23 protein-coding genes are annotated in these 24698 nt (G+C 72.9%); 10 read left to right on the plus strand and 13 right to left on the minus strand.

Annotated elements, in window-relative coordinates:
* The first annotated feature begins 238 nt into the window (after positions 1 to 238).
* The gene (locus ACWGN5_RS14170) at positions 239 to 772 is read left to right on the plus strand and encodes a rhodanese-like domain-containing protein (protein ID WP_453514604.1); all 534 of its coding nucleotides are present in this window, start codon (positions 239 to 241) and stop codon (positions 770 to 772) included.
* On the opposite strand, the gene ACWGN5_RS14175 is transcribed toward ACWGN5_RS14170, so the two are convergent.
* Together ACWGN5_RS14175 and ACWGN5_RS14180 are read right to left on the minus strand one after the other, a co-directional pair.
* Entirely contained in the window at positions 756 to 2105 is a 1350-nt protein-coding gene (locus ACWGN5_RS14175) for a uracil-xanthine permease family protein (RefSeq protein ID WP_453514606.1), read from the minus strand. The two genes, ACWGN5_RS14170 and ACWGN5_RS14175, sit on opposite strands and share 17 nt — an antisense overlap.
* Positions 2102 to 3226, minus strand: coding sequence for an arylsulfotransferase family protein (locus ACWGN5_RS14180; protein ID WP_453514608.1), 1125 nt, complete (start codon positions 3224 to 3226; stop codon positions 2102 to 2104). Before ACWGN5_RS14180 ends, ACWGN5_RS14175 begins: the two co-directional genes overlap by 4 nt.
* A 170-nt stretch (positions 3227 to 3396) precedes the next feature.
* On the opposite strand from ACWGN5_RS14180, the gene ACWGN5_RS14185 reads away from it, so the two are divergent.
* Both ACWGN5_RS14185 and ACWGN5_RS14190 read left to right on the plus strand, forming a co-directional pair.
* On the plus strand, positions 3397 to 3951 hold the full coding sequence (locus ACWGN5_RS14185) for a helix-turn-helix domain-containing protein (protein ID WP_453514611.1): 555 nt from the start codon (positions 3397 to 3399) through the stop codon (positions 3949 to 3951).
* Positions 3948 to 4478 (plus strand): DinB family protein, encoded by a 531-nt coding sequence (locus ACWGN5_RS14190; RefSeq protein ID WP_453514612.1) that lies wholly within the window; start codon positions 3948 to 3950, stop codon positions 4476 to 4478. The genes ACWGN5_RS14185 and ACWGN5_RS14190 overlap by 4 nt, the downstream gene beginning before the upstream one ends.
* A 79-nt stretch (positions 4479 to 4557) precedes the next feature.
* Here ACWGN5_RS14190 and ACWGN5_RS14195 read toward each other — a convergent pair whose 3' ends face one another.
* Together ACWGN5_RS14195 and ACWGN5_RS14200 are read right to left on the minus strand one after the other, a co-directional pair.
* The gene (locus ACWGN5_RS14195) at positions 4558 to 6435 is read right to left on the minus strand and encodes an AMP-dependent synthetase/ligase (protein WP_453514615.1); all 1878 of its coding nucleotides are present in this window, start codon (positions 6433 to 6435) and stop codon (positions 4558 to 4560) included.
* 361 nt (positions 6436 to 6796) lie between these two features.
* Positions 6797 to 7312, minus strand: a complete 516-nt coding sequence (locus ACWGN5_RS14200; protein ID WP_453514618.1) for a winged helix-turn-helix transcriptional regulator — start codon at positions 7310 to 7312, stop codon at positions 6797 to 6799.
* 90 nt (positions 7313 to 7402) lie between these two features.
* Here ACWGN5_RS14200 and ACWGN5_RS14205 point away from each other — a divergent pair, with 90 nt between their 5' ends.
* Positions 7403 to 8170: a class I SAM-dependent methyltransferase gene (locus ACWGN5_RS14205; protein ID WP_453514620.1), complete on the plus strand. Its 768-nt coding sequence runs from the start codon at positions 7403 to 7405 to the stop codon at positions 8168 to 8170.
* A gap of 139 nt (positions 8171 to 8309) precedes the next feature.
* Complete coding sequence (locus ACWGN5_RS14210; protein WP_453514621.1) at positions 8310 to 9494, plus strand: FG-GAP-like repeat-containing protein; 1185 nt, start codon at positions 8310 to 8312, stop codon at positions 9492 to 9494.
* A gap of 54 nt (positions 9495 to 9548) precedes the next feature.
* Here ACWGN5_RS14210 and ACWGN5_RS14215 read toward each other — a convergent pair whose 3' ends face one another.
* Positions 9549 to 10814: a serine hydrolase domain-containing protein gene (locus ACWGN5_RS14215; protein ID WP_453514623.1), complete on the minus strand. Its 1266-nt coding sequence runs from the start codon at positions 10812 to 10814 to the stop codon at positions 9549 to 9551.
* Between the two features lie 217 nt (positions 10815 to 11031).
* On the minus strand, positions 11032 to 12468 hold the full coding sequence (locus ACWGN5_RS14220) for an MFS transporter (protein ID WP_453514624.1): 1437 nt from the start codon (positions 12466 to 12468) through the stop codon (positions 11032 to 11034).
* 92 nt (positions 12469 to 12560) lie between these two features.
* Here ACWGN5_RS14220 and ACWGN5_RS14225 point away from each other — a divergent pair, with 92 nt between their 5' ends.
* Positions 12561 to 13484 (plus strand): LysR family transcriptional regulator, encoded by a 924-nt coding sequence (locus tag ACWGN5_RS14225; protein ID WP_453514626.1) that lies wholly within the window; start codon positions 12561 to 12563, stop codon positions 13482 to 13484.
* Between the two features lie 41 nt (positions 13485 to 13525).
* Here the strand turns inward: ACWGN5_RS14225 and ACWGN5_RS14230 are convergent, their stop codons facing one another.
* On the minus strand, positions 13526 to 14929 hold the full coding sequence (locus ACWGN5_RS14230) for a sulfatase family protein (RefSeq protein WP_453514627.1): 1404 nt from the start codon (positions 14927 to 14929) through the stop codon (positions 13526 to 13528).
* Between the two features lie 431 nt (positions 14930 to 15360).
* Here ACWGN5_RS14230 and ACWGN5_RS14235 point away from each other — a divergent pair, with 431 nt between their 5' ends.
* Positions 15361 to 16158, plus strand: a complete 798-nt coding sequence (locus ACWGN5_RS14235) for a VOC family protein (protein ID WP_453514629.1) — start codon at positions 15361 to 15363, stop codon at positions 16156 to 16158.
* A 44-nt stretch (positions 16159 to 16202) separates the two neighbouring features.
* Positions 16203 to 17003, plus strand: coding sequence for a crotonase/enoyl-CoA hydratase family protein (locus ACWGN5_RS14240; RefSeq protein ID WP_453514630.1), 801 nt, complete (start codon positions 16203 to 16205; stop codon positions 17001 to 17003).
* Between the two features lie 75 nt (positions 17004 to 17078).
* Here the strand turns inward: ACWGN5_RS14240 and ACWGN5_RS14245 are convergent, their stop codons facing one another.
* The gene (locus ACWGN5_RS14245; RefSeq protein WP_453514632.1) at positions 17079 to 17303 is read right to left on the minus strand and encodes a hypothetical protein; all 225 of its coding nucleotides are present in this window, start codon (positions 17301 to 17303) and stop codon (positions 17079 to 17081) included.
* Positions 17304 to 17631: 328 nt separating this feature from the next.
* Between ACWGN5_RS14245 and ACWGN5_RS14250 the strand changes: the two genes are divergently transcribed.
* Positions 17632 to 18693: a PucR family transcriptional regulator gene (locus ACWGN5_RS14250; RefSeq protein WP_453514633.1), complete on the plus strand. Its 1062-nt coding sequence runs from the start codon at positions 17632 to 17634 to the stop codon at positions 18691 to 18693.
* A gap of 183 nt (positions 18694 to 18876) precedes the next feature.
* Positions 18877 to 19908 carry a terpene synthase family protein gene (locus ACWGN5_RS14255; RefSeq protein ID WP_453514635.1) on the plus strand — a complete coding sequence of 344 codons (1032 nt, stop codon included), beginning with the start codon at positions 18877 to 18879 and terminating at the stop codon, positions 19906 to 19908.
* Between the two features lie 27 nt (positions 19909 to 19935).
* On the opposite strand, the gene ACWGN5_RS14260 is transcribed toward ACWGN5_RS14255, so the two are convergent.
* Genes ACWGN5_RS14260 through ACWGN5_RS14280 form a run of 5 tightly spaced genes read right to left on the minus strand, consistent with a single transcriptional unit; the run spans position 19936 to position 24255 of the window.
* Entirely contained in the window at positions 19936 to 21438 is a 1503-nt protein-coding gene (locus ACWGN5_RS14260; protein ID WP_453514638.1) for a cytochrome P450, read from the minus strand.
* Positions 21435 to 22058: a GTP-binding protein gene (locus tag ACWGN5_RS14265; protein ID WP_453514640.1), complete on the minus strand. Its 624-nt coding sequence runs from the start codon at positions 22056 to 22058 to the stop codon at positions 21435 to 21437. Before ACWGN5_RS14265 ends, ACWGN5_RS14260 begins: the two co-directional genes overlap by 4 nt.
* Positions 22039 to 22395, minus strand: coding sequence for a DUF742 domain-containing protein (locus ACWGN5_RS14270; RefSeq protein ID WP_453514642.1), 357 nt, complete (start codon positions 22393 to 22395; stop codon positions 22039 to 22041). The genes ACWGN5_RS14265 and ACWGN5_RS14270 overlap by 20 nt, the downstream gene beginning before the upstream one ends.
* A complete protein-coding gene (locus tag ACWGN5_RS14275; protein WP_453514644.1) occupies positions 22392 to 22799 on the minus strand; it encodes a roadblock/LC7 domain-containing protein in 408 nt (135 codons plus the stop codon). The genes ACWGN5_RS14270 and ACWGN5_RS14275 overlap by 4 nt, the downstream gene beginning before the upstream one ends.
* A gap of 1 nt (position 22800) precedes the next feature.
* A complete protein-coding gene (locus ACWGN5_RS14280; RefSeq protein ID WP_453514646.1) occupies positions 22801 to 24255 on the minus strand; it encodes an ATP-binding protein in 1455 nt (484 codons plus the stop codon).
* Between the last annotated feature and the right edge of the window lie 443 nt (positions 24256 to 24698).

A 24698-nucleotide genomic window follows, 5' to 3' on the forward strand; every position in this document is an offset into this window, starting at 1 on the left:
CCCGGGGCGGCCGGGGGGGGGCGGGGCGGCTGCGGGCACCCCCCCGGCGCGGGGCCGGGTGGCGCGCGGGCGGCCCGGGGGGGGGGCCGCCGGGCGGGGTCCCCCCGCGGGGCGGGCGGCGGCCCAACCCCGTGGCGATCCCGTCCGCTTCCCGGCGGCGCGGCCCCGACTCGCCTAGCATCCCGGGCACACGGTCCCGCCGCCGGCGCGTTCCGTTTCTCGCGAGGACAGGTTCCCCATGGGTATTTCAAGCACCCTCAGCGTCGACGAAGCCCTGCCGCGGCTGCCCGAGCTGCACGTGGTCGACGTCCGCACCCCCGGAGAGTTCGCCTCCGGCCGGCTGCCGGGCGCCGTCAACGTTCCCCTGCCCCTCATCGACGACAGCCTCGCGGACCTGCGGCAGGCCGCGGAGACCGGGCCGCTGCTCCTCGTGTGCGCCTCCGGCACCCGCTCCGACAAGGGCGCCGCGGTCCTCGCCTCCCACGGGATCCCCGCCGCGAGCCTCGCCGGCGGCACCCGGGCCTGGGCCGAGGCCGGTCACGGTCTCGAGTACCCGCCCGGTCCCGTACGAGCCGTCTGGGGGATGGAGCGCCAGGTGCGCTTCACCGCCGGGGCCCTGGTGCTGCTCGGGCTCGTCCTCGGGCTGCTCGTGCATCCGGCGTTCCCGCTGCTGTCGGCGGCGATCGCGGGAGGCCTGGTGTTCTCGGCGGTCACCGACACCTGCGGCATGGCGGTCGTACTGGGCCGGCTGCCGTTCAATCGGCGGGGCTGACGGCCTCCGTGCCTCCAGGGCGGCGGACCCGGCCGAGCAGCGCCGTGAGCAGGACGGCCGTCAGGGTGCCGGCGACGACTCCGCTGCCCAGGATCGTCCGGGCCCAGCCGGGGAAGCCCGCGTACAGGTCCGGGCTGAGCAGCGGCAGAAGTCCCGCCGTGAGCGCGAGGGCCGCGGTCAGCGAGCCCGTGCCCGTACCGGACAGATCGGCACGGCGGAGCATCTCGACGCCCATGACGGCGATCACGGCGTAGACGACGAGGGCGGACCCGCCCACGACGGCCTCGGGTATGCCGGCCAGGGCCCGGGAGACGGGCGTGGCCAGGCCGAGGACGACCAGGAGCACTCCGGCACCCGCGGTCACGAAGCGGCTGCGGACGCCGGTGAGCCGGCCGATGCCGATGTTCTCGGCGCTGGTGACCATGAGGGAGGTGCCGAAGAGACCGCCGGCCAGGGACACCAGCGCGTCGGCGCGGGCGACGCGCGGAACGTCCCGCTCGGGAGCCGGAGTCCGGCCCACGGTCTCGCTGTTGAGCACGGTCTGCCCGGTGATCTCGGCCAGCGTGGTGAGGCTGAACACGAGGAGCGGAAGCGCGGCCACCAGGTCGAAGCGCGGTGCGCCGAAGGGCAGGAACACGGGCAGGGCGAAGCCGCTGCCGGCCGCGGGGCGGAACGAGCCGAGGCCGGTCACCACCGCGACGACCGTTCCCGCCGCCATCCCGAGGAGGACGGAGGTCTGTCGCCAGACGCCGCGCAGGAACACGTACGCGGCGACGGTCGCGGCCACCGTGAGGGCGGCGAGGAGGACCGCGCGCGGCTCCCCCGTGCCGTCGGGACCTGTCACGAGCCGGGCGGCGACCCGGATCATCGCGACCCCGATGAGCAGCACGGTCACGCCCATGACCAGCGGCGGGAAGAGCCGTACGACACGGGCGTACAGGGGAAGGACGGCGAGCAGCAGCGCGGCCGCCAGGAGGACCGCGCCGGTCGCGGTCGCCGGTCCGTGTTCCTGGGCGATCTGGAGGAACAGCGCGGTCGCGGCGCCGCCGGGCAGCATGACGAACGGCAGCCGGCCGCCGATCCGCCACACGCCGAGGGACTGGAGCAGGGCGCCCGCGCCGCAGAGCAGCAGGACGGTGCTGAGCAGGGAGGCCGTCGCTCCCGGTGTCATCTTCAGGCTGCCGGCGACGAGGAAGACGGTGGAGACCGGGGCGGCGATCATCGCGAGGACGTGCTGGGCGGCGAGGGGTGCCAGGCGCCGGTACGGGACGCGCGCGTCGACGTCCTCGACCGGGCGGGCGTCCGCGGTTCTGGCGGCGGGTGCGGTGGTCATGCCGTCGCCTCCAGCCACGGGATGTCGGCGGCGGAGTAGCGGTAGGCGCGGAAGACGGCGTTGGGCTGGGACGGGAAGAGGCTGCGGACCTCGCTCTCGCCGTAGCCGGCGAAGTACGGGACGACGTACTCCCAGCACAGGTAGCCGTCCTTGGTCACCTCGAAGAGCCGGCCCGACGGGGAGTCGGTGACGAGCGTGTTGCCGTTCGGGAGGCGCTGCGCGGAGCCCATGAAGGGCGCGAAGAAGAACTCGCGGGCCGGGTCGTGGTACTCCCACACGACCTCGCCGTCGGTCCGGTCGATCTCGACGACGCGGGAGTGGGGGACGTCGTGGCCGGGCCGGAAGACGCCGTTGTCGAAGACGAGCAGCCGGCCGTCGTCCAGTTCGGTGGGCGCGTGCTGCTGGCTGACGGTGCCGGGGTGGCTGCGCCAGAGGATCTCGCCGGTCTCGCGGCTGATGACGACGACGGCCGAGACGCTGCGCAGGCTGGCGAGGATGTTGCCGTCCCGCAGGGGTGTGACGCTGTTGATCAGGGGCCAGTGCTCGCGGGCGTAGGCCTCGTGCAGCGGGAAGGCGTCGCGGTCGAGGTGCTCGGCGGCGCGCCAGGACCACAGGAGTTCGCCGTCCGGGCTGACCTCCTTGATGGTGTCGGCCCACACGAGGCCGTCTTCGGCTTCGGAGCCGGGCACTCCGCCGCGTACCGCCGCCGCCTCGGCCCCGGCGAGGGGTTCCAGGGCGGTGTAGAGGATGCGGCCGTCGTCGAGGTGGTGGGCGTCGTGGTGCTGGAGGGGGTCGCGGTGCTCGCTCAGCACGGTTCCGTCGGCGGCGGCGCGGAGCATGACGCCGCCGCGGTACTTGTGCCACATCGGGAACAGGGCCTTCTCCCCCGGGAGGACGCCGTTGTAGGCGAGGGTTCCGTCGGCGAGCAGCCGGGCGTGGCGGCCGGGGCGGTACGGCAGGTTCCACTGGTGGACGGTGCGGCCGTGGAGGTCGATCAGATAGACCTCGCCGGTGCCGGTGAGGGGTGCGTAGAGGGTGTAGCCCTCGGACGCGGCCGTCTCGTCGAGGGCGATGAGGCCGGTGGGACGGCGGCGGCGTGAGTTCTGGTCGATCGGGGGCACGTCGGGGCTTCTTCAAACTTTCTTTGATGAGAACAACCGACTTTGACGGTAGAGGCGTTGTGTGACGGGCGTGTGTCGGGAGTACGAAACCGTTTCCGGGCTTCAAGGCCGGGCCGCGTAGGGTGCCGTCAGGCGCCACCGGGCGCCGGAGGGAAAGGACGGGACCATCCATGGAGGCCGCGAACACACCGCGGGTGGGCGCCGCCGTGCGCCGCCGGCGACGGGCACTCGACCTGACGCTCGCCGAGGTGGCGCGGAGCAGTGGACTGTCCTCCCCCTTCCTCAGCCAGATCGAGAACGACCGGGCGCGGCCCAGCATGCGCTCGCTCCAGCGGATCGCGGACGCCCTCGGGACCACGGCCGTCCAGCTGCTCGCGGCCTCCGACGAGACCCGTACGGTCGACGTGGTGCGCGCCGACGACGACAGCGGGCTCGACCGGGAGGCGCGCGTCCGTCCGGTGGTGCGCGGCCGGCATCAGCTGCACGCGCTCGAGTTCGTCGGCGCGCACGAGGCGGACCGCGAGTTCCGGCACCGGAACGACGAGCTGCTGTACGTGGCGGACGGCGCGGTGGAGGTGGAGGCCGACGGACGCCTCCACCGTCTGGGCCGCGGGGACACGCTGCTGCTGTCCGGCGGCGTCCGCCACCGCTGGCGCACCACGGAACCGGGCTCCCGGATCCTGGCGGTCGCGATCGGGGACCACGTGGAGGTACTGGAGTCATGACCTGGACGGCACCACCGGTCGCCCGCACCGAACAGCTCGGCGACCTGGGCTCCGTGACCGAGCGTCAGATGCTGGAGGGATGGCTCGCCTGGCACCGCGAGACCCTGCTCGCCAAGTGCGCCGGGCTCGACGGGGACCGGTTGGCGCGCGCGACCGTGGAGCCATCGGACCTCACGCTCCTCGGCCTGGTCCGGCACATGGCGGAGGTGGAGCGGTGGTGGTTCCGGCGCGGCTTCGCGGGTGAGGACCTCGGGGACGTCTTCACCGGTCCGGCGGACGGCAACGAGGGGCTCGACGGGGTGCGCGCGGCCGACGCCGAGCGGGACTTCGGGCGGTACCGGGCCGAGGTCGAGGCCTGCGACGCGGCGGCGGCCGGCCACGACCTCGACGAGACCTTCCTGTCCTCGCGCGGGGTCTCCCTCAGCCTGCGCTGGGTCTACCTGCTGATGATCCAGGAGTACGCCCGCCACAACGGTCACGCCGACTTCCTGCGGGAGCGGACGGACGGGGTGACGGGGGACGGGTGACGTCCGGTACGGCGCCGGGCGTGCCGTACGTCCGGTACGGCGCCGGGAGTGCCGTACCGGACGGGCCGGCGGGTCGGCCTCAGGCCTCGCGGGCGCCCTCGTACATGGCCTCGACGACGTCCGCGTACTCGCGCTCCACGACGGGTCGTTTCACCTTGAGGCTCGGCGTGAGCTCGCCGTGTTCGACGTCCAGGTCGCGCGGCAGGAGCGAGAACTTCTTGATCGTCTGCCAGCGCTGGAGGTCGCCGTTGACGCGCTGGACGAAGCCGTCGACCAGCGCCCGCACCTCCGGCGAGGAGACGAGCTCGGCGTAGGTGCGGCCCCCGAGGCCGTTCGAGGCCGCCCACGGCATGATCGCGGTCTCGTCGAGCGCGATGAGGGCGGTGCAGTAGTTGCGGCCGCTGCCGATGACCAGGATGTTGCTGACGAACGGACAGACGGCCTTGAACCGGCCCTCGATCTCGGTGGGCGCCACGTACTTGCCGCCCGAGGTCTTGAACAGGTCCTTCTTGCGGTCCGTGATCCGGACGAAGCCCTCCTTGTCGACCTCGCCGATGTCCCCGGTACGGAACCAGCCGTCGCTCTCCAGGACTTCGGCGGTCTTCTCGGGAAGGTTGTGGTAGCCGCGCATGATGCCGGGCCCCCGCAGGAGGATCTCCCCGTCCTCGGCGATGCGGACCTCGGTGCCCGGCAGGGGCCTGCCGACCGTGCCCACCCGGAAGTCGTCGACCGGGTTGACCGTGCAGCCGGCGCTGGTCTCCGTCAGACCGTAGCCCTCCAGGACGGGCACGCCCGCGCCGGCGAAGAAGTAGCCGATGTCGGGGGCGAGCGCGGCGCTTCCCGAGGCGCTGCCGCGGAGCTCTCCGCCGAACGCCGCCCGTATCTTGCCGTAGACCAGCCTGTCGGCGAGGGCGTGCTGGGCGCCGAGCCACAGGGGCACCTTGCGGCTGCCCGTCGCCACCCTGCTCTCCTGGGCGGTCCTGGCGTGGTCGCGGGCCACCTTCGCCGCCCACCGGAAGATCCTGTACTTCGCGCCGCCCTCGGCCCTCGCCTTCGCGGCGATGCCGTTGTAGACCTTCTCGAAGACCCTCGGCGCCGAGGCCATCACGGTGGGCCGGACCACGGGCAGGTTGGTGACGATGCGGTCGATCCGCCCGTCCACCGCCATCACGTGCCCGGTCTGCACCTGCCCGGAGATCAGGGCCTTGCCGAAGACGTGGGACAGCGGCAGCCAGAGGAACTGCACGTCGTCGGGTTCGAGAAGCCCGCTGACCTCCTGCGCGGCGCCCTGGTAGGACCAGCAGTCGTGCACCAGGCGCACGCCCTTGGGACGGCCGGTGGTCCCGGAGGTGTAGATCAGGGTGGCGAGCTGTTCCCGCTCGATGGCCCCCACGGTCGTGTCGATCGCGTCCGGGTGCTCCTGGAGGTACGCCGTGCCGCGCTCTTCGAGTTCGGCGATGGAGAGGACCTCCAGGCCCTTGACCTGGGGGAGGTCCGCCTCCGCGTCGAAGAGGATCGCGTGGCCGAGCCCGGGCAGGCGGTCCGCGTGCTCGACGACCTTGGCCAGTTGGACGGCGTCCTCGACGAAGATCGCCCGGCTGTCGGAGTCGGCGAGGATGTATGCCGTCTCCTCGGCGTTGGTGCTCGGGTAGACGGCCGTGGCGGCGGCGCCCGCGCACATCACCCCGAGGTCGGCGAAGATCCACTCCACCCGGGTCGAGGAGGAGATGGCCACGCGCTCCTCGGTCCGCAGGCCGAGGGCGAGCAGCCCGGCGGCGATCGCCCGCACCCGCTCGGCCGTCTGGGCCCAGGTCAGCGAGCGCCACTCCTCGGCGCCCTGGGCGGCCGGCACGGGGTAGCGGTAGGCCTCCCGGTCGGGGGTGGCCTCGACCCGCGAGAGGAAGAGGTGCGCCACCGAACGCGGCCGGTTTTCGAGCAGGTGTTGCGCGGAACTCATGGCGACCTCCGGGCCCAGTGCGCCGGTCGACAGGGGTGACCAGCAGGTAACTTGCGCGCAGGAGGCGAGGTTAAGGGGGAAACCGGTCGCCGCGTAAGGGGTCGTCAGCTTCCGTCCGCCTCAAGGCCGTCGCCGCGTATGGCGTCGTCAGCTTCCGTCCGCCTCAAGGCCGTCGCCGCGTATGGCGTCGTCAGCTTCCGTCCGTCTCAAGGCCGTCGCCGCGTAAGGGGTCGTCAGCTTCCGTCCGTCTCCAGGCCGTCGCCGCGTATGGCGTCGTCAGCTTCCGTCCGTCTCCAGGCCGTCGCCGCGTATGGCGTCGTCAGCCCCCGTCCGTCTCCAGGCCGTCGCCATGCAAGGGCCGTCAGCCCCCGTCCGTCTCCCCGCGCGCCGCGATCAGCGGGCCGAGGAGTCGTGTGCCCGCGCCCACCCGGCCGCCGGGGCCCGGGAGTTGGGTGGTGTCGGCGACCGTGAGCGGCTCCCGGCAGGCCTCGCAGGCCACGACCGGGGTGCCGACGTGCCCGCACGCGTCGTGGCGGATCCGGGCGGGCGGACCGGCGGGGCCCGCGTACCACTTGTCGCCCCACGCCATCAGCGCGAGCAGGACGGGGTAGAGCTCCCGGCCCTTCTCCGTGGCCACGTACTCCTCGCGCGGCGGACTGTCCTGGTACCGCTCGCGCACGAGGACGCCCTCCTCGACGAGCCGGGCGAGGCGCGCGGCGAGGACCTTGCGGGAGAGGCCGAGGTCCTCCACCAGCTCGTCGAAGCGGCGGATGCCGACGAGGACGTCCCGCATGATCAGGGCCGTCCAGGCGTCGCCGAACAGGTCGGTCGCGCGGGCGATGGAGCACGCGACGTCGGAGAGCGGGGTTCGGGTCACGGCCCCATCGTATCCATGTCGGGTTCCCTCGGGGAACTGGGTGGTGCTAGGTTTACTGAGGGAACTCACCCGATCGTCGAGGGAGCCGCCATGCCCGTCGCCCCGCTCATCGCACTCGACACGGCCGGGCCCTCGGCCGTCGACGGCCGCCACATCCGGGCCCTGACCTTCCAGTCCGTACGCCTCGCCTACCTGCGGCGCGTGCTCGCGGAGCTGAGCCTCCCGGCGGACGGCGGCCGGGCGCTCGTCGTCGGCAGCGGACGGGGCCTGGCCGCCCGCGGCCTCGCACGGCTCGGATTCGAGGTCGTCGCCGTCGACCCCTCCCCCGCCGCGACGGCCCTCGCGGTGGCGGCGGACGGCGGCCTCGGCCTCACCTATCTGACCTCGCCCGCGGAGGAACTCGCCCTGCCCGACGCCTCGTTCGACCTCGTGTACTGCGCCGACACCCTGGAGATCACCGAACGGCCGGACGCGGTCCTCGCGGAGGCCGCGCGCGTCCTGCGCTCCGGCGGAGCCTTCGTGTACGACACGGTGAACCGCACTCCCCTGTCCCGGCTCATCTACCTCGGCGCCTTCCAGACGTTCCCCGGCACCCGGATCATGCCGCGGGGCCGCTACGCCACGCACCGGCTGCGCCGCCCGGCGGAGCTCGCCGAGGCCCTCGACAGGGCCGGGCTCTCCGCCCGGGACGTCTCGTCGTTCAAGCCCCGTGACGTACGGAGGCTGGTGCGGGCGACGCGCGGGCGCAGGCGCGGCACACTGACCGACGAGCAGCTGCCGGCCCTGGTCGACATGGTGATCGAGGCGAACGGCAGCCCGCTGGTGACGTACCTGGGGTACGCCGTCCACCGGACCTGAGCCGCTCCCCGCCTCTTCTCGTCGCGCCCGCGAGGGCCGGTGGGCCGGTGGAACCACGTGGCAGCGGGCGGAGGCATGCGGATACGGTCCTTGCCGTGGCGCGTCGAATCATGCACGCGTCACATCAGGGAGGGAATTCATGCGTACACCCCTGTTCCGGCGTGTGGCCGCCTCGGCCGCCTCGCTGGGACTCACTTCGCTCGGCCTGCTCGGCGCGGGCGCCGCGCCCGCACAGGCGGCGGTGAGCGACTGCCCCACGGGGTACTTCTGTGCGTGGGCGAACACCGACAGCACGGGCTCGATGTTCAAGACGCAGTCGAGCAAGGCGACACTGGGCACGTGGGACAACAAGTTCCGCCTGATCATCAACCGCACGCCGGGTTTCGCCTGCACCTTCAACGAGCCGAACTACGTGGACGGTGCCGGGCGGTACGGGAACGACGGCTATACCACCAGCATCGCCAGCAGGTCCGTCAGTTCGGTGAAGATCGTCCGCACGATCCGGGAGTGCGAGGGGCCCGCGTACCCCTACTGGCTCGCGGAGACCTCGCCCAGGGCCGCAGGCTTCGGCGACATGAACGGCGACCGGAGGGCGGACGTCCTCGTCCGTGACCTGGTCGGACGCCTGTGGTTCCTGCCCGGTGACGGCAACGGCCGTCTGGTCGGCACGGGCGGCTGGAACGCCTTCAACGCCATGGTCCGGCACGGCGACTTCAGCCGGGACAACCGCGAGGACGTGATCGTCCGCGAGGCGTCCACCGGCAGACTGTGGCTCTACCCCGGCACCGGGACCGGCGGCCTCGGCACGCGCAAGCTGATCGGCGCCGGCGGATGGAACGGCATGAGCCGGATCGCCGCGTTCGGCGACATGACCGGCGACGCGCGGGCCGACCTGCTCGCGGTGGAGAAGTCCACCGGCAGGCTGTGGCTGTACCCGGGCACCTCCACGGGCACCCTGGGCGCACGCAAGCTGCTCGGCAGCGGCGGCTGGAACGGCATGAACGCCCTGGCGGGCGTCGGTGACATGAACGGCGACGGCCGGGCCGACCTCTACGCCCGCGAGGCGTCGACCGGCAAGCTCTGGCTCTACCCGGGCAGGGCCGGCGCGCTCGGTTCGCGTGTGCTCGTCGGCAGCGGCGGCTGGAACGGCATGCCGGCGATCATCGCCAACGGTGACTGGTCGGGCGACGGCCGACCGGACCTCGTCGCGACCAACGCCGCCGACGGCATGCTGTACCGGTACCCGGGTACGGGCAGCGGCGGCCTCGGAGCCGGCGACTGGCTCGGCGGCGGCGACTGGCGGGACCTGAACGGCGCCTTCTGATCGAAAGGGCCTTCGCCTCACGGCGGGGGCCCTTTCACGCACCCGGCACAGACCCTAGGGCCGGGGCACCCAGGACCCCGGGCCCCGGTCGTTCAGCAGGGCGCAGACGAACTGCTCCTCGACCGCGCGCAGTCGGGTCAGCAGGGCCGGGTTCGTCGTGACCTGGCTGGTGACGGAGACCGTGACCGTGCGTCGGCCGTCCCGCGTCGACGCGGCGAACTGCGTGTAGCCGGGGGTGTTTCCGGTGTGGCCGAGGACCGTGCCGCAGCGGGTGGTGTAGCGGAAGAGCCCCAGGCCGGCCGCGTTGGCGCCGGGTCCCGCCGGTTCGGAGGCGCCACCGGGGAGGAAGTCCTGCTGAGCCTGGCGGGTCATGGGGGTGAGCAGCTCCGGTCCGGCGTAGCCGCCGATGAAGCCGCTCAGGTCGGCGGGGGTGGAGACGATGCCGCCGGAGGCCCAGGCGCCGGAGGCGCTGACCGCCTCGCTCACGTCCTCGGGCGGCTCGCCGGGGGCGGTGAAGTAGCCGTGCAGGAAGGGGCGGGGCAGCCGGTAGTCCTGGGGGAGGCTGGTCTCGTTGAGGTCGAGCGGGCGGTACACGAGGTGCTTCAGGAGCGATTCGTACGGGCGTCCGGTGGCCTGTTCGGCCATGAGGGCGACGGCGATGTTGTCCGAGTTGGAGTAGGCGTAGCGGCTGCCCGCCGGGAAGAGGAGCGGCTGGTCGGCCACGAAGTCGAGGAGGCGGCGGGAGTCGAAGTGGTGCCGGGGGTCGGCGCGGACTATGTCCTGGAAGGCCTTGCTCTTGCTGAAGTCGGGGAGTCCGCTGGTGTGCTGGAGGAGCTGGCGCAGGGTCACCGCGTGCCAGTCGGCGGGCAGGTGGGGCAGGCGGTAGCCGATGGTGTCGTCCAGGTCCAGGGCCTGCCGGTCCACGAGGCTCAGGGCGACGGCGCCGCTGAAGGCCTTGGCCACGCTGGCGATGCGCATGTGGTCGTCGGGCCGGGGCGGGCGTCCCGTGCCCACCTCGGCCGTGCCGGCCCGGTAGACCTGCCGTTCGCCGTCCCGGGTGAGGACGACGATCGCGCCGGGCGGGCCGCCCGGTGCCGCGACCAGGTCGGCGAGGGCCTTCCGCAGCGCCGGGTCGCCGTGCCCTCCGTCGTACGGGGCGGCCGTGACCGGTGCCGTCGCGGCGCCGGCCAGGACGGCGGCCGCCACGACCGCCCCCGCGGCCGCCGTACGGAATCGGTGCCCGGGGCGGGGGCCGGTGCGGCCACGGGCGGAGCTCGTGGAATTCCGCCCGGCGTACGCGGCGGGGACACGTCGGGGCATGCGCTACCTCCTCGGTTGCGGGACCGGGTACGGCGGACGGTGGTCGCGGGCGGCCCGGATCCGGCCGCAGGGGGCCGGCCGTGCGGGCCCTCGTCGGCCACCAGGCCGTCCTGTCCCAGGATCCGGCCACCTTCTCGCGGTACGGGCTCCGCCGCGCGCCGCCTGCGCCATCCGGCCCACACGCACGCGCGTGGTGGACGGCCCGGGCGGCGCCCCGTCAGCCGGTGGGTGCGGCCTCGCCGGACCGGGTCCGGTAGCCGAGGGTCACCAGGACGGTGGCGACCAGGACGACCGCGCCCACCGTGCGCAGCGCCGGGCTCATCGCGTCGGCGAAGGAGCCCGCGCGGGCGTCGGCCTCGTGGACGGCGAGTACGGTGCCGGTGACGGCCACGCCGAGGGCGGCGCCCATCTCCCGGGCCGAGGTGCCGAGGCCGGAGCCGAGACCGGCCTGGTGCGCGGGGAGGGCGGAGACGACGCCGACGGTCAGGGTGGGCATGCACAGGCCGGTGCCCGCAGAGATGACGAGGAGCCAGCAGGCGTACAGCGCGTACGGCGTGGCCGCGCCGGCGGTGGAGGCCCCCAGGAGGCCGGCGCCGATCAGGGCGAGGCCGGTGGTGATGGCGGGGCGCGGTCCCGAGGCGGCCTGCCAGCGGGTCGCGATCTTGGGGAAGACGGCCATGCCGATGGTGAGCGGGACGATGGCGAGCCCGGTGACGGCGGGGCCGTACCCCTTGACGTACTGGAGGTACTGCGAGTTGGCGTAGAAGAGCGAGAACAGGCCGAAGAAGCCGGTGGCCGTGCCGAGGACGGCGGCGCGCAGCTGCCGGGAGCGGAAGACCCGCGGGTCGAACAGGGCGGTCCGCGAGCGGAGCGCGTACCGGGTGAACAGGGCGGTCAGGGCCGCGCCCACGGCGAAGAAGACGAGGATGCGGGGTGAGGTCCAGCCGTACGTCGGGCCTTCGATGATGCCCGCCAGGAGGGCGACCAGGGCCGCGACGAGCAGTACCGTGCCGCGGGGGTCGGGGTGTCCGTGCGGGGAGCGCTCGGTGCGCGGTACGGCGACCGCGACGGTCAGGGCGAGCAGGGCGCCCAGGGGGACCATCACCCAGAACAGGGCCCGCCAGGTGAGGAACTGGCCGGCCGCTCCCCCGCCGACGTTCCCCGCGAGGCCGCCCAGGCCGACGGCGAGGGTCCAGGAGGCGAGGGCACGGGCCCGGCCTTCCGGTCCGGCGAGCTGCACGAGGATCGACATGGTCGCGGGCATGATGCAGGCCGCTCCGGCGCCGGACACCCCGCGGCCCGCGATCAGCAGCGCGGGCGAGGCGGCGAGGGCGCTGAGCGCGGCCCCGGCGACGAACAGCGCGAGTCCGGCGAGCAGGACGCCCTTGCGGCCCCGGCGGTCGCCCAGGGCTCCGGCCGGGATGAGGAGTCCGGCGAAGACGATGACGTACGCGTCCACCGTCCACAGCAGCTCGGTGGAGGACGGACGCAGGGCCGAGGCGGCGAGTTGGGGGATGAGGAGGTTGATGGCGGCGACCATGCTCTGGGCGACGAGGACGCAGGCGCACAGGGCGAGCAGGGTCGACCGCCTCAGCGGGCTCGGCGCGGGGTCGGCCGGGGCGGCGGGCGGCGGTGAGAGGGCAGGCGAGGACATGGCTCCTCCGGGGAGCGTCGTGGTGAGGGGATGTGCGCCCACCGTAGGCTCGGCCCGTGGATTACTTCCAGTGCATCTTTCGCAAGGGATGAGTGCGTATGACGCAATCGGCGGACCCGACCGGTCTCGACCTCAATCTTCTCGTCGCCCTCGACGTCCTTCTCGAGGAGCAGAGCGTGCGCGGGGCGGCCCGGCGGCTGCATCTCTCCGAGCCCGCCACCAGCCGTACCCTGGGCCGGATCCGGAAGGCGCTCGGCGATCCGATCCTGGTGCGCGCGGGGCGCGCGATGGTGCCGACGCCGTACGCGCTGTCCGTACGGGCCGAGGTCGGCGCGGTCGTGGAGCGGGCACGGGCGCTGTTCGCCGCCTCGGGCCCCACCGATCTCCGCACCGTCGCACGGACGTTCACGGTGCTCGGCCAGGACTCCCATCCCGCGCTGCTCGGCCCCGCGCTGCTCGCACGTGCCGGGCGGGAGGCCCCGCAGGTGCGGCTGCGGTTCCTCAGCGAGAGTCACATCGACGCGCCGACGCTGCGGGAGGGGGTCGCCGACCTGGAGATCGGCGTCATCGACACCGTCCATCCCGAGGTGCACACCGAGCACGTCCTGGACGACCGCATGATCGCGGTCGTCCGGGCGGGGCATCCGCTCCTCCACGGGCGCCTGACGCGGCGGAGGTTCGCGGAGGCGGACCATCTGGTGGTCTCGCGCCGGGGGCGGCTGCACGGCCCGATCGACACCGCTCTGGCGGAGCACGGGCTGCGGCGGCGGGTGGTCGCGAGCGTCGGCACGTACCCGGCGTCGCTGTTCGTGCTGCGCGACACCGACCTCGTCGGCCTGATCAGCGCGCGGAGCCGCTCCTTGGCCGAGTCCCTCGGCCTGGTCACCTTCGAGGTCCCGCTCGACCTGCCGCCGCTGCCGGTCGGTCTCGCCTGGCATCCGCGGCACGACGCGGACCCGGCGCACGCCTGGCTGCGCGGGTGCGTGCGGGACCTGCTCGTCGACCGGGACGACTGAGCCCGGGCACCCCCCTTCGCCGGGGGTGCCCGGGGCGTGGGTCAGGCCGCGCGGTCGGCGGCGAGCTGGGCGGCCAGGGCCGGGACGCCGAGGGCCTGCTCCTCGGCCGGTGTGGCCTGGTGGAGCTTGTTGGTCAGCTGGTACGGGTCGTCGACCAGGTCGTAGTACTCGCGGAACTGCACCTGGCCGGTGCCGGAGACCGTGCCGTTCACGTCGGTCGTCAGGTCGTAGTACTCGGTGTACTGCTTGTCCTTCGCGACGTACGAGGACCAGGTCGGCGCCCCGCCGGTGCCGGTGCCCTGCTTCCACCACTCCACGAGGAGGTGGTCGCGGCTGTAGCCGGAGAGCAGGGAGCGGCCGTCCTGCGAGGCGCTCGGGGTGATGCCGGCGGCGTCGAGGATGGTGGGCGCGATGTCGATGTTCGCGACGATGCGGTTGTCCTGGGTTCCGGCGCCGAGCCCGCCGGCCGGCCAGGAGAGGTAGAACGGCACCTCGTGCGCCGGGCGGTAGGGCACCGACTTCGCGGTCCAGCCGTGGTCGCCCCAGCTGAAGCCGTTGTCGCCGATGTAGATGACGAGGGTGTTGTCGAGCTGGCCCAGGGCCTGGAGCTTGTCCTTGAAGGCCTGCACGGCGTCGTCGACGGAGAGCAGGGTGCGCAGCTGCTCGGCGCGGATGGTCCGGCCGTCGGCGAGGGTGCCGGTGGCGTTGCGGATGTAGGCCGGCTTGTCGCTGCGGTCGTTCTCGGGGACGGAGGGGCGGCCGTTCCAGTCGGGGACGGCGGTGCCGGCGTACTTGGCCTCGGGGGTGCGGGGGCCGTGGGACGCGTAGGGCGTGACGTAGGCGAACCAGGGCCGGGTGTCGGTGGCGGCCTTGTCGAGGAACTTCAGCGTGCGGTTCTTGACGATGGTGGTGGTGTAGCCGTTGATCGTCTGGACGGTGCCGTCGACGTTCCACTGGGCGTCGACGTAGCCGGGCTGGAGGAGGGCGAACTCCTCGAAGTGCGGCGGGTTCTCCGCCAGGGTCCAGGAGTTGAGGTACTTGCCGAACAGGCCGGTGCGGTAGCCCGCCTGCTTGAGGTACTTCTGCACGGTGGTGCTCTGGTCGAGCGCGTACGAGGCCTTGTTGTTGCGTACGCCGTGGTGGTGGGCGTGGCGGCCGGAGAACACGCTGGAGCGCGAGGGGGCGCACAGCGGGGTGGTGACATGGCCGTTGGTGAACTTCACGCCCTGGTCGGCGAGCCAGGCGACGGTCTTGGGCAGGGCCCATTCGGTGTGCTTGGGCTGGTCGTCGGTGACGATCAGCAGGATGTTCGGCCGGGTGGCGGCAGCGGCGGGGCCGGCCGCGGCGACCTGTGCGATGCCGGGTACGGCGGTCGCGGCCGCGACGGCGGCGGCGCCGCCGAGGAAGCCTCTCCGGCTGACCTGCGGTCGTCGGTTCTCGCTCATGGTGTCCATTCCTCCGGGTACGTGGGCGCAGGGGGGCGCCACGGGCGGACGGGCGTGCGGTGCCGCCGGCCGTGGTGCGGAAGGGGAAGAGACGGGAGTCAGGCGGGGGCGCCAGGTGGGGATCCCGTGGGGGGAAGGGGGCGCGATCAGCGCGCCGGGGCGACCGTACACAGGGCGCTCGCCGTGTGTCCCTGGTCGACGTGGCGGCGCGCAGTGAGGATTCCTGCTGCCATGCTCACGACAGTAGGGGGAAGAGGGCCGCCGTTCCATGTACGGCGGATGAAATGGGGGACGCCGTGCCGGGGCGTCCCAGCCGGTGGACGGCAGTGGCCAGGCCCCGCGCATCGACAGTCTCCCGGGGACGGCCGACGGGCGGGAGGCCTGCACCGGTGCCAGGGTGGGACGTACTGGATCCGCGAAAGGGAATCGCCATGCTCACCACCGCCTTCGTGCCCGGCTCCCCCTGCTGGCTCGACCTCGGGGCCCCCGACGTGCCCGCCGCCGCGGCCTTCTACCGCGCCGTGCTCGGCTGGGAGTACGAGCCCATGGGCGGGGAACAGGACGCCGAAGGCGGGATGTTCCGCTCGGACGGGAAGATCGTCGCCGGGCTCGGCAGACTGACCGAGCCGGGCGCGCGCTCGGCCTGGATGATCTACTACTGCGTCACCGACGCGGACGAGACGACCCGGGCGGTGGAGGGCGCGGGCGGCACGGTCCGGGTGGCGCCGAAGAGCTTCGGCGAGGAGGGCCGGATGGCCCAGTACAGCGACCCGCTGGGGGGGCAGTTCGCCGTCTGGCAGCCGGGCGAGACCCAGGGCGTCGAGCTGGTGGACGAGCCGGTCTCCCTGAGCTGGACCGAGCTGTACACGAGCGACGCGGCGGCCGCGAAGGAGTTCTACGGCGGAGTCCTCGGCTGGTGGTTCGACGACATGGACCTGCCCGGCGACGCGGGGACGTACAGCCTCATCACGCCCGCCGGGCTTCCCGCGGAGCGCATGCACGGCGGACTCATGCAGGTGGCCGAGGCGGACCTCGCCCTCGCGCACGGGAAGCCGTACTGGCACCCCGTCTTCGCCGTCGCCGACTGCGACGCCACGGTCGACAAGGTCAACGCGCACGGCGGCAGCGTGCAGATGGGACCGGTGGACATGGAGGGCGTCGGACGGCTCGCGGTCTGTCTCGACCCGTCGAACGCCGACTTCGTGGTCCTCACCCCGCCCGCGGGCTGATCCCGGTCTGTTCGCCGGGCCCCAAGGGCGTGAGAATGCCCGCCATGACCGATGAAGCAGCGACCCCGGCGGACCGGGACGCCGTACGCGTCGAGCGCGAAGGGCCCGTGACCACGGTGGTCCTGTCGCGGCCCGCCGCCCGCAACGCCGTGGACGGGCCGACGGCCGCCCGGCTGGCCGACGCCTTCCGCGCCTTCGAGGCCGACGAGGAGGCCGCGGTCGCGGTGCTCTGGGGCGAAGGCGGCACGTTCTGCGCGGGCGCCGACCTCAAGGCCGTCGGCACCGAGCGCGGGAACCGGGTGGCCCCCGACGGCGACGGACCGATGGGCCCGACCCGGCTGCGCCTGACGAAGCCCGTCATCGCGGCGGTCAGCGGCCATGCCGTGGCCGGCGGCCTCGAACTGGCCCTCTGGTGCGACCTGCGCGTCGTCGAGGAGGACGCGGTCCTGGGGGTCTTCTGCCGCCGCTGGGGCGTGCCCCTGATCGACGGCGGCACGGTCCGGCTGCCGCGGCTGATCGGCGAGAGCCGCGCCATGGACCTGATCCTGACGGGCCGTCCGGTCCCCGCCGCCGAGGCGTACGCGATCGGGCTCGCCAACCGGCTCGTACCGAAGGGCCGGGCCCGGGCCGCGGCGGAGGAACTGGCGCGGGAGATCGCCGGGTTCCCCCAGCTGTGCCTGCGCCACGACCGGTTGTCCGTCCGGGAGCAGCACGGTCTGCCCGAGCCCGAGGCCCTCGCGGCCGAACTGCGGCACGGCATGGTGCCCCTGACGGCCGGCGAGACCCTCTCGGGCGCGGCGCGCTTCGCGGCCGGGGCGGGCCGGCACGGTTCGTTCACCGCCTGATCCGTACCACCCCTCCCGGTCCGGGGTTCGATCCGGCGCGGCGCAGGGAGCCGTCGCGGTTCCCGGAGACCGGGCTCACTCCCGTAGCCGGAAGAGCCTGATGTCCCGGTTGACGAACAGGTGGACGTAGCCGCACGTCCAGCAGATCAGGCCGGTCGCCGATTCGTTCGCCCAGGCCATGTTGAAGAACTCCATGCCCGTGCTGTTCAGCTTCACCTCCCGCTCGCGGAAGGTGTCGTTGTCGCACATCTGGCAGCGGACGGGCTTCTCGCCGATCGCCGCGTGCACCGGCCTGGCCATCCTGTCGCTCGCTCTCTCCGCCGGTTCCGGCGGTGTTCGGGTACGGGCGGCGCGCTTCACTTCGCGCCGTTCTGGTCGATTCCGGCACCCGTACCCGTCCGCTGCTTGTACCGTGGGACCAAGGGTCCGGTGCCGCCGACTCCCCCGTTTGGCGGCACCGGGCCCCTCTGTGATCCTGAGGCCTGGTCATCCGCCGCGCACTGCCGGTGTCCGGCAGTGTTCGACGGCGTCTCGATGCCGGTTCCCCTCCCTGCCCCCGGGCGTGTCACCCTTGATCGCCGCGCGTCAAGAACACGTCAGGGGCGCGTCAGGGAACGGGGGAGGAAGCGTGCCGGAGAGAGAGCCCGCCGAGGCGTACCTGCAGGGGTACGCCGAGATCCTGGCGGGCGTGTGCGCGACCCGCCGCAGACTCACCCGGGAGGAGCGCGAGGCCCTGGGTTCGCTCGGGGAGCGGGCCGCGGAGGCCGGGATCGGACTGCGCGCCCTCGTCCGGGCCCATCTCTCCGCCGCCGAGCGGGTGCGCCCCGCTCTGCCGCAGTCCGCCGCGGACCACCTCCTGAGCGCCGTCGAGCAGGCCGTGGACGCCTTCGCCGAGGGCCACGAGCGAGCCCAGCACCTGGCGATGCGTCAGGAGGAGGCGGCGCGGCGGGAGTTCATCGACGACCTGCTGTACGGCCGGAGCGATCTGGGCCGTCTCGCCGAGCGGGCCGAGCGCTTCGGGCTGCTCCTGTCCCCCGGCCACACCGTGGCCGTCGCCCAGGGCCCGGAACCGTACAGCGACGGCTACGCGGTCACCCGTACCGTCGAGTCCTCGCTCGTCGCCCGCTTCGGCAGCCGCCGAATCCTGCTCACCACCAAGGACGGGCGGCTGATCTGCGTCGCGCCGGCCGACGAGCCCGAGGTGCTCACCCACTTCGCCCAGCAGGCGTACGCGGCGACCGACGGCGGCCAGGTCGCCATCGGCCGCCCGCACCCGGGCGCGGGCGGTGTCGTCCACTCCTACGAGGAGGCCCTCAACGCCCTCGCCCTCGCGGCCCGCATGAAGCTGACCGAGCCGGTCCTGCACGCCGCCGACCTCCTCGTCTACCCGGTCCTCACCCGTGACCGGCAGGCCATGGCCGACCTCGTCCGCACCGTGCTCGGCCCGCTCCGGCAGGCCCGCGGCGGCGCGAAGCCCCTCCTGGACACGCTCACGGCGTACTTCGACAGCGGCTGCGTCACCGCGCAGGCAGCCCGCGACCTCAGCCTGAGCGTGCGGGCCATGACGTACCGCCTCGATCGCATCCACCGGCTCACCGGCGCGGACCCCGGCGATCCCGTGCAGCGCTACGCCCTCCAGACGGCCGTCATCGGCGCCCGTCTCCTGGACTGGCCCGACCAGCCGCTGTAGGGCGCCGCTCGACGGCCCGGAAGGATCGTTTCTTTGCGCGAGTGATCCCGAACTGATCGTCCACCGGGGAGAGTTGTCGGTTTCCGGTCGTCCGTGGCGGGCAGGTTTGGAGAGCCGTGGGGCGGGCAGTGGCCGGCCTCGCGGCGCACCGGTGCGGGTCGAGTCAGAAGGAGGTCGGTCCCCATGACAGTGCGCGCCGTCGACGTGCCCCTGCTGTGGATGCCCCACGCGCTGCGGGTGAATCCGCATCTGCCGGCCCTGCACGAGGAGAGCGAGTCCTGGGCGCGCGCCATGGGCATGCTCGACGGCTACCCGGGGCCGCCGGCCCGCCCCCCGATCTGGAGCCGGGCCAAGTTCCACGCGATGACCGTCGACCAGCTGACGGCCTGGACCCTCCCCGACGCCGCGCTCTCCGACCTCCGGCTCAACCACCGCTTCAACATCTGGGCCCTGGCCTGGGACGACTACTTCGCGTCCGCGTTCAAGCAGACCGGCGACCTCGCCGGAGCACGCGCCTTCACCACCCGGCTGCACGCCTTCCTGCGCCCCGAGCGGGGGGCCAGGCTGCCCGAGCCGACGAACGCCGTCGAGCGGGGGATAGCCGATCTCCAGCAGCACCTCTTCCCGCCGAGACTGGCCCACTGGCGCACGGAGTTCAACCGGGCTCTGGCGCGCTACGTCGACGCGGGGGTCGAGGAACTCACCAACAGCCGCAGCGGCCGCATTCCCCACCTGATCGATTACGCCCCGTTCCGGCGGGAGAGTTTCGCCGCCTATACGGCCCCCTATTCCGTGGAATTGGCCACCGGCGCGCGCATACCCGAGAAAATACGCCACACCCGGACCGTCCGTGCCCTGCTCGACGCCTTCATGGATTTCATGGGGCTGGCGAACGACATCGCGTCCTACGAGAGGGAGGTGCACGAGGAGAACGATGTCAACAATCTGGTCCTGGTCGTCGGAACCTCCCTGGGCATCACCCTGCACGCCGCCGTGCCCGCCGCACTCCATCTGGTGAACGCCCGCCTGCGGGAGTTCGAGCACCTCAGGCAGAGCGAACTGCCGCTGCTCGTCCACCGGTCCGGCCTCGACCGCGACGAGCGGGCCGAACTGGAGACCTGGCTCAGGGGAGCCTGCGGCTTCCTCTCCGGCCTCCACGCCTGGTACACCGGAGCACCCCGCTACGCCTCCGGGGACAGCTCGTTCCCGGAGTGAGGGCAGCGGGGCCGCCCCGGAGCACTCCTACTTTCCGCGCAGGAACCGCAGGACGCGCGCCGCCCACGAAAGCCGGGGCGCGGGCCGCCCCGCCGCCGGGTCGGCCGCCGGCTGCGGGTCGGCCACCGGCCCCGGCTCGGTCACCGGCCCCGCTTCGGACACCGGCCGCGGCGCCGGCACGGGCCTTCCGTCGCTCCGCGCCGGCGGGGCCGGCAGCGGGGCCGGCTCGTCGTCGCCCTGGGGCGCACGGGGCGCGAAGGTCACCGGCAGGGCCGTGAGGTGCCGGGCCCAGGTGGAGGAACGCCAGCTGAGGTCCTCCTCGGGAATGGCCAGGACGACGTCGGGAAGCCGGGTGAGCAGGATGTCGATGCCCGCGTCGGCGATGATGCGGCCGATGTCCTGGCCCGGGCACTCGTGCGTGCCCGCGCTGAAGGACAGGTGCGCGCGGTTGTGGTGCACGGGGGTGTCGGCGTGCGGGCGGATCGCCGTGTCGATGTTGCCCGCGGCCAGACCGAGCAGGAGCATGTCCCCCGCCTTGATCTCCTGCCCGCCGAGCGTGGTGTCGCCGTTGGCCCAGCGGCCGGGGCACACCATGAGCGGCGGCTCGTCCCAGAGGACCTGCTCCACCGCCTCCGGAACGGTCATCTGGCCGCCCGCGAGGGAGCCGCGGAACCGGGGATCGGTGACGACCATGCGCAGGACGTTCGACATCAGGTTGGCGGTCGTCTCGTAGCCGGCGAGCAGGATGAGCCGCAGGTGGTGCTTGACCTCCTCGTCGGTGAGCCCCGCCGGGTGGGCCATCAGCGCGGAGGCGACGTCGTGGCCCGGATCGGCGCGCTTCTCGACGACCAGCCTTTCCAGGCATTCGAGCACATAGGCGTTGCTGGCCAGCGAGGTCTCGGTCGCCTTGAACAGGTCACGGGCGGCGTGCACCAGCCTGGGGGCGTCCTCGTCCTCGTCCGACATCCCGAGCAGATGGATGAGGGTGAGCATGGGCAGGTGCTCGGTGAACTGCTCGACCAGCTCCACCTCGCCGCGCTCGCAGAAGGTGTCGATCAGCTGGTGGGAGAAGCGGGTGATGAGACGGCGGAGGCCGCGGTGGTCGAACTGGCTGAGGCTGGACGTCACCGCGCCCCGCAGCCGCTGGTGCTCCTCGCCGTCCGCGCAGACGCAGTCGGGGCGCCAGCCGATCATGGGGATGAGCGGTGAGGTCTCGGGGTCGATCTCCCCGGTCCGCCAGCCGTGCCAGACGCGGGGGTCGCGGGAGAACTGGGTGGGGCGGCTGGCCACGTCCCGGTTCTCCAGGTATCCGAGGACGAGCCAGGCGCGGATGTCGCCGTCGAGCAGGACGGGTGCCACCGGTCCGTGGGCGGCGCGCAAGGCCTCGTACAGGCCCATCGGGTCGGTCGACGCGGCGGGGCCGTAGAGCCGGGTGGCTCCGCCGGGGCCGTCGCCGATGTGGGCCGGGCAGCCGGGGGGCGGGACCGCGCCGGGCTGTGCGGTGGCGTGTTCGGTGGGTGGGACGGTCATGCGGTCTCCTGGGCGGCGGCGAGGGTGCACAGGTAGCCCATCAGCGCGAGCAGGGTGTCGCGGCAGGACGCCCGGTCCCGTGCGTCACAGGTGACGATGGGCACGGAGTCGTTGAGGGCCAGAGCGGTGCGCAGATCTGTCAGGGGGTACTGCGGGGCCTCCGGGAAGGCGTTGACGGCCACGACGAAGGGGACGCGGCGGTCTTCGAGCCGGGTGATGACCTCGAAGGAGACCTCGATCCTGCGGGTGTCGACGAGGACGACGGCGCCGAGCGCGCCTTCGAAGATGCCGTTCCACAGGAACCAGAAGCGCTCCTGTCCGGGCGTGCCGAACAGATAGAGGATCAGCTCCTGGTTGATGCTGATCCGGCCGAAGTCCATCGCGACGGTCGTGGTCTTCTTGCCCTTGGCGCCGGGGTTGTCGTCGATCCCGACGCCCGCCTGCGTCATGGTCTCCTCGGTGGTCAGCGGCGGGATCTCGCTCACCGACCCGACCATGGTGGTCTTGCCGACGCCGAAGCCGCCGACGATCACGACCTTGACTCCCCTGGCGCCGTGCGGCAGCAGCAGGTCGGTGTCGCGCCGGCCTGCCTCGAGCAGGTCAGAGTTTGCGTAGTCCATGGATCACCGCCTCCAGTAGGCCGCGTTCGGGATAGGCCGCCACGGGCACGGGCGAGATGGCCTCGACCCGCTCCTCCTCGACGAGCTGGGCGAGCAGCACGGTGACGACGCTGAAGGGGAGACCGAGGTACGCGGAGACCTCGGCCACCGAGAGCGGGTACGTGCACAGGGTGAGGATGGCCGAGTGCTCGGGCTGCATGGCGGGGTCGGGCTCGGACCTCGTCGCGATGAGGGTGACCAGGTTGAACTTCCCGGCCGTGGGGTCCGGGCCTCCGGTAACGACGTAGAGCGGGACGGGTGTGCCTTCATGCCAGGGGCCCTGGTTCTCCGATGTCACATCGCCTGCCCGACGTCCTCACGAGGCGGACTGGTCATGTGCTGGCCGATGCGGCTGACCAGCGTGCGCATGCGGTTGCCGAGGAGTCCGGCGTCCACCTCCGGGTCGGCGAGGACCGCGAGATACGCCCCGGGGCCGGCGGCCATCAGGGAGAAGTAGCCGCCGTCGGCCTCGATCCCGACCATGTGCGTCGATCCGTCCCCCTGCGGGAACATCTGCGCGATGGCCCGGGCGAGGCTCTGGATGCCGGAGCAGGCGGCGGCGATCGCGTCGGCGGTGTCGGGGGCCGTGTTCGCCTGCCCGATGCTGAGGCCGTCCGACGACAGGAGGACCACGTGTCGCACGTACGGGACACTGCTCACCAGGTCCGTGAGCATCCAGTCCATGTTCGGCAGTGGCTGCATGTTACTCGTCCTCATCTGACGGCTCGCTGGGGGAAAGAAGGGGGTCGGCGACCGGTGTGTCGTCGCCGCTCTTGGTGCCGTTGAACGCCTCCCACATCAGTCCCGGCGGGCGGGAGCCGGCCAGGGAGGCCGCCGGGTCGGCGGGCGGGGGCCCGGTCTGGAGGAGCGGCGTCGGGACCGGCGACTCGCGTCGTCGCTGCGGGAGCATGGGCGAGGGCGCCTCCCGTCGTCGTTGCGGGAGTCCGTTGGCGGTCTTCCTGACCTCGACGGCGGCCCCGCCGGCGTCGGGCGCGGGGGTCGGCCGGGGCAGGACGGGGCCTCCCGCGCGCCGCCGCCGGAGGATCTCCGAGGTCAGCAGGGATCCCGGGGGCACGGTGGTGATCAGCTCACGGGGGACGAGCACCACGGCCCGTACGCCTCCGTAGGCGGAGGTGCGCAGGTCGACCTCGCAGCCGTGCTCGCGGGCCAGCCGGCTGACGACCGGGAGGCCGATCTGGGTGAGCTCGCCCAGGCTCGACAGGTTGACTCCGGTCTGCGACTGGGCCATGACGCGCTCGACGCGCCGCCTGACCTCCTCGGTGAGACCGACTCCGCGGTCCTCGATCTCGATCGCGATGCCGGAGGGCACCTCGCTCGCGGTGACCTCGACCGGGGTGTGCGGCGGGGAGAACGTCGTGGCGTTGTCGAGGAGTTCGGCGAGGAGGTGCATCATCGGCTCGGCGCCGGGGCCGGTCACCGCGACCTCCGCGACCGACTGCAGCTTGACGCGGGGGTAGTCCACGATGCGGGACATGGCCCCGCGCAGGATGTCGTAGAGCGGGATCGCCTTGGACCACTGGCGCCCGGGCCGCGCGTCGCCGAGGACCGCGACGCTGGCCGCGAGGCGGCCGATCAGGGCGTTGCGGTGGTCGACGTTCTGCAGTCCCCGGGAGACCACGAGGTCGTTGCCGTGCAGGATCTGCATGGCGTGGAGGTCCTTGGTGAGCTGGTGCACGATCGCCTGGACCCGGCGCGCGACCGCCACGAGGGCGCGCTGGGAGGAGTCGCGGCTCTGCACCTCGTTCTCCACGGCCTCCAGGGACGTCCTCAGGGCCGCCTTGAGCGCCACGACGTAATCGGGGTCGAGGTGCTGCCCGAATTTCACGGCGTGGATGATGTCCGGGGAGGAGTCGCCCCTGTGGAGACGGGAGATGGCCACGGGGAGGAGTTCCTGGGCGAGCCAGAGGACGGTGGCCCGCTGGTCCGCCAGGCGCCCGAGGAGCTCCTCCTCGCGCTGGGCGTGCTGCTCCGCCGCCTCGACCCGCGCCCGGGTGTCCCGCTCCGCCTCCGCCGCGCTGGTCCGGAGCGCGGCGACGGCCGAGGTGGCGACGGCCAGGAGGACCGCGGCAAGTCCGCACCAGGCGACCGGTGTCCGTATCTGCGCGGGGGTGACCAGCAGCGCTATCACGGAGGCCACGGCCAGAACTCCGGGCGGGAGGAGCCAAACCCGGGCGACCGAGGTCGGCCGGGATCTGGAAATTGAACCTGCACGAACCATCAGGGGGTCCCTAAACCGTCTGAAATGAACGGACTGAGGTGATGCATTGCGCGGCGGTGACTCGCTGTGAGCACGGCGCAACACATCGGGGAGCATAGTCAGTTCGGGTTCGCCATGTGACCTTGCTGGAAGGACAGCCTCCAGCGGTCAATTCCCTTCTATGAAACGGCCATTCGCCGAACGGAAATGCGCGGGACCGATCACGTTCTGGCGTCTGTGTCCATGCGTCCGCCCTCGATCCCCGCCGCGGGCGCGCGACGGGGATCGAGGGCGGATACGTCTCCGGGCCGGGCGTCCGTCAGGCCGAGGCGCGGGCTCGCCGCGCGCGGCGGCGGAGGTGGAGCGCGCCGCCCACCGCGGCG

This window comes from Streptomyces sp. NPDC055815, from assembly GCF_053616475.1.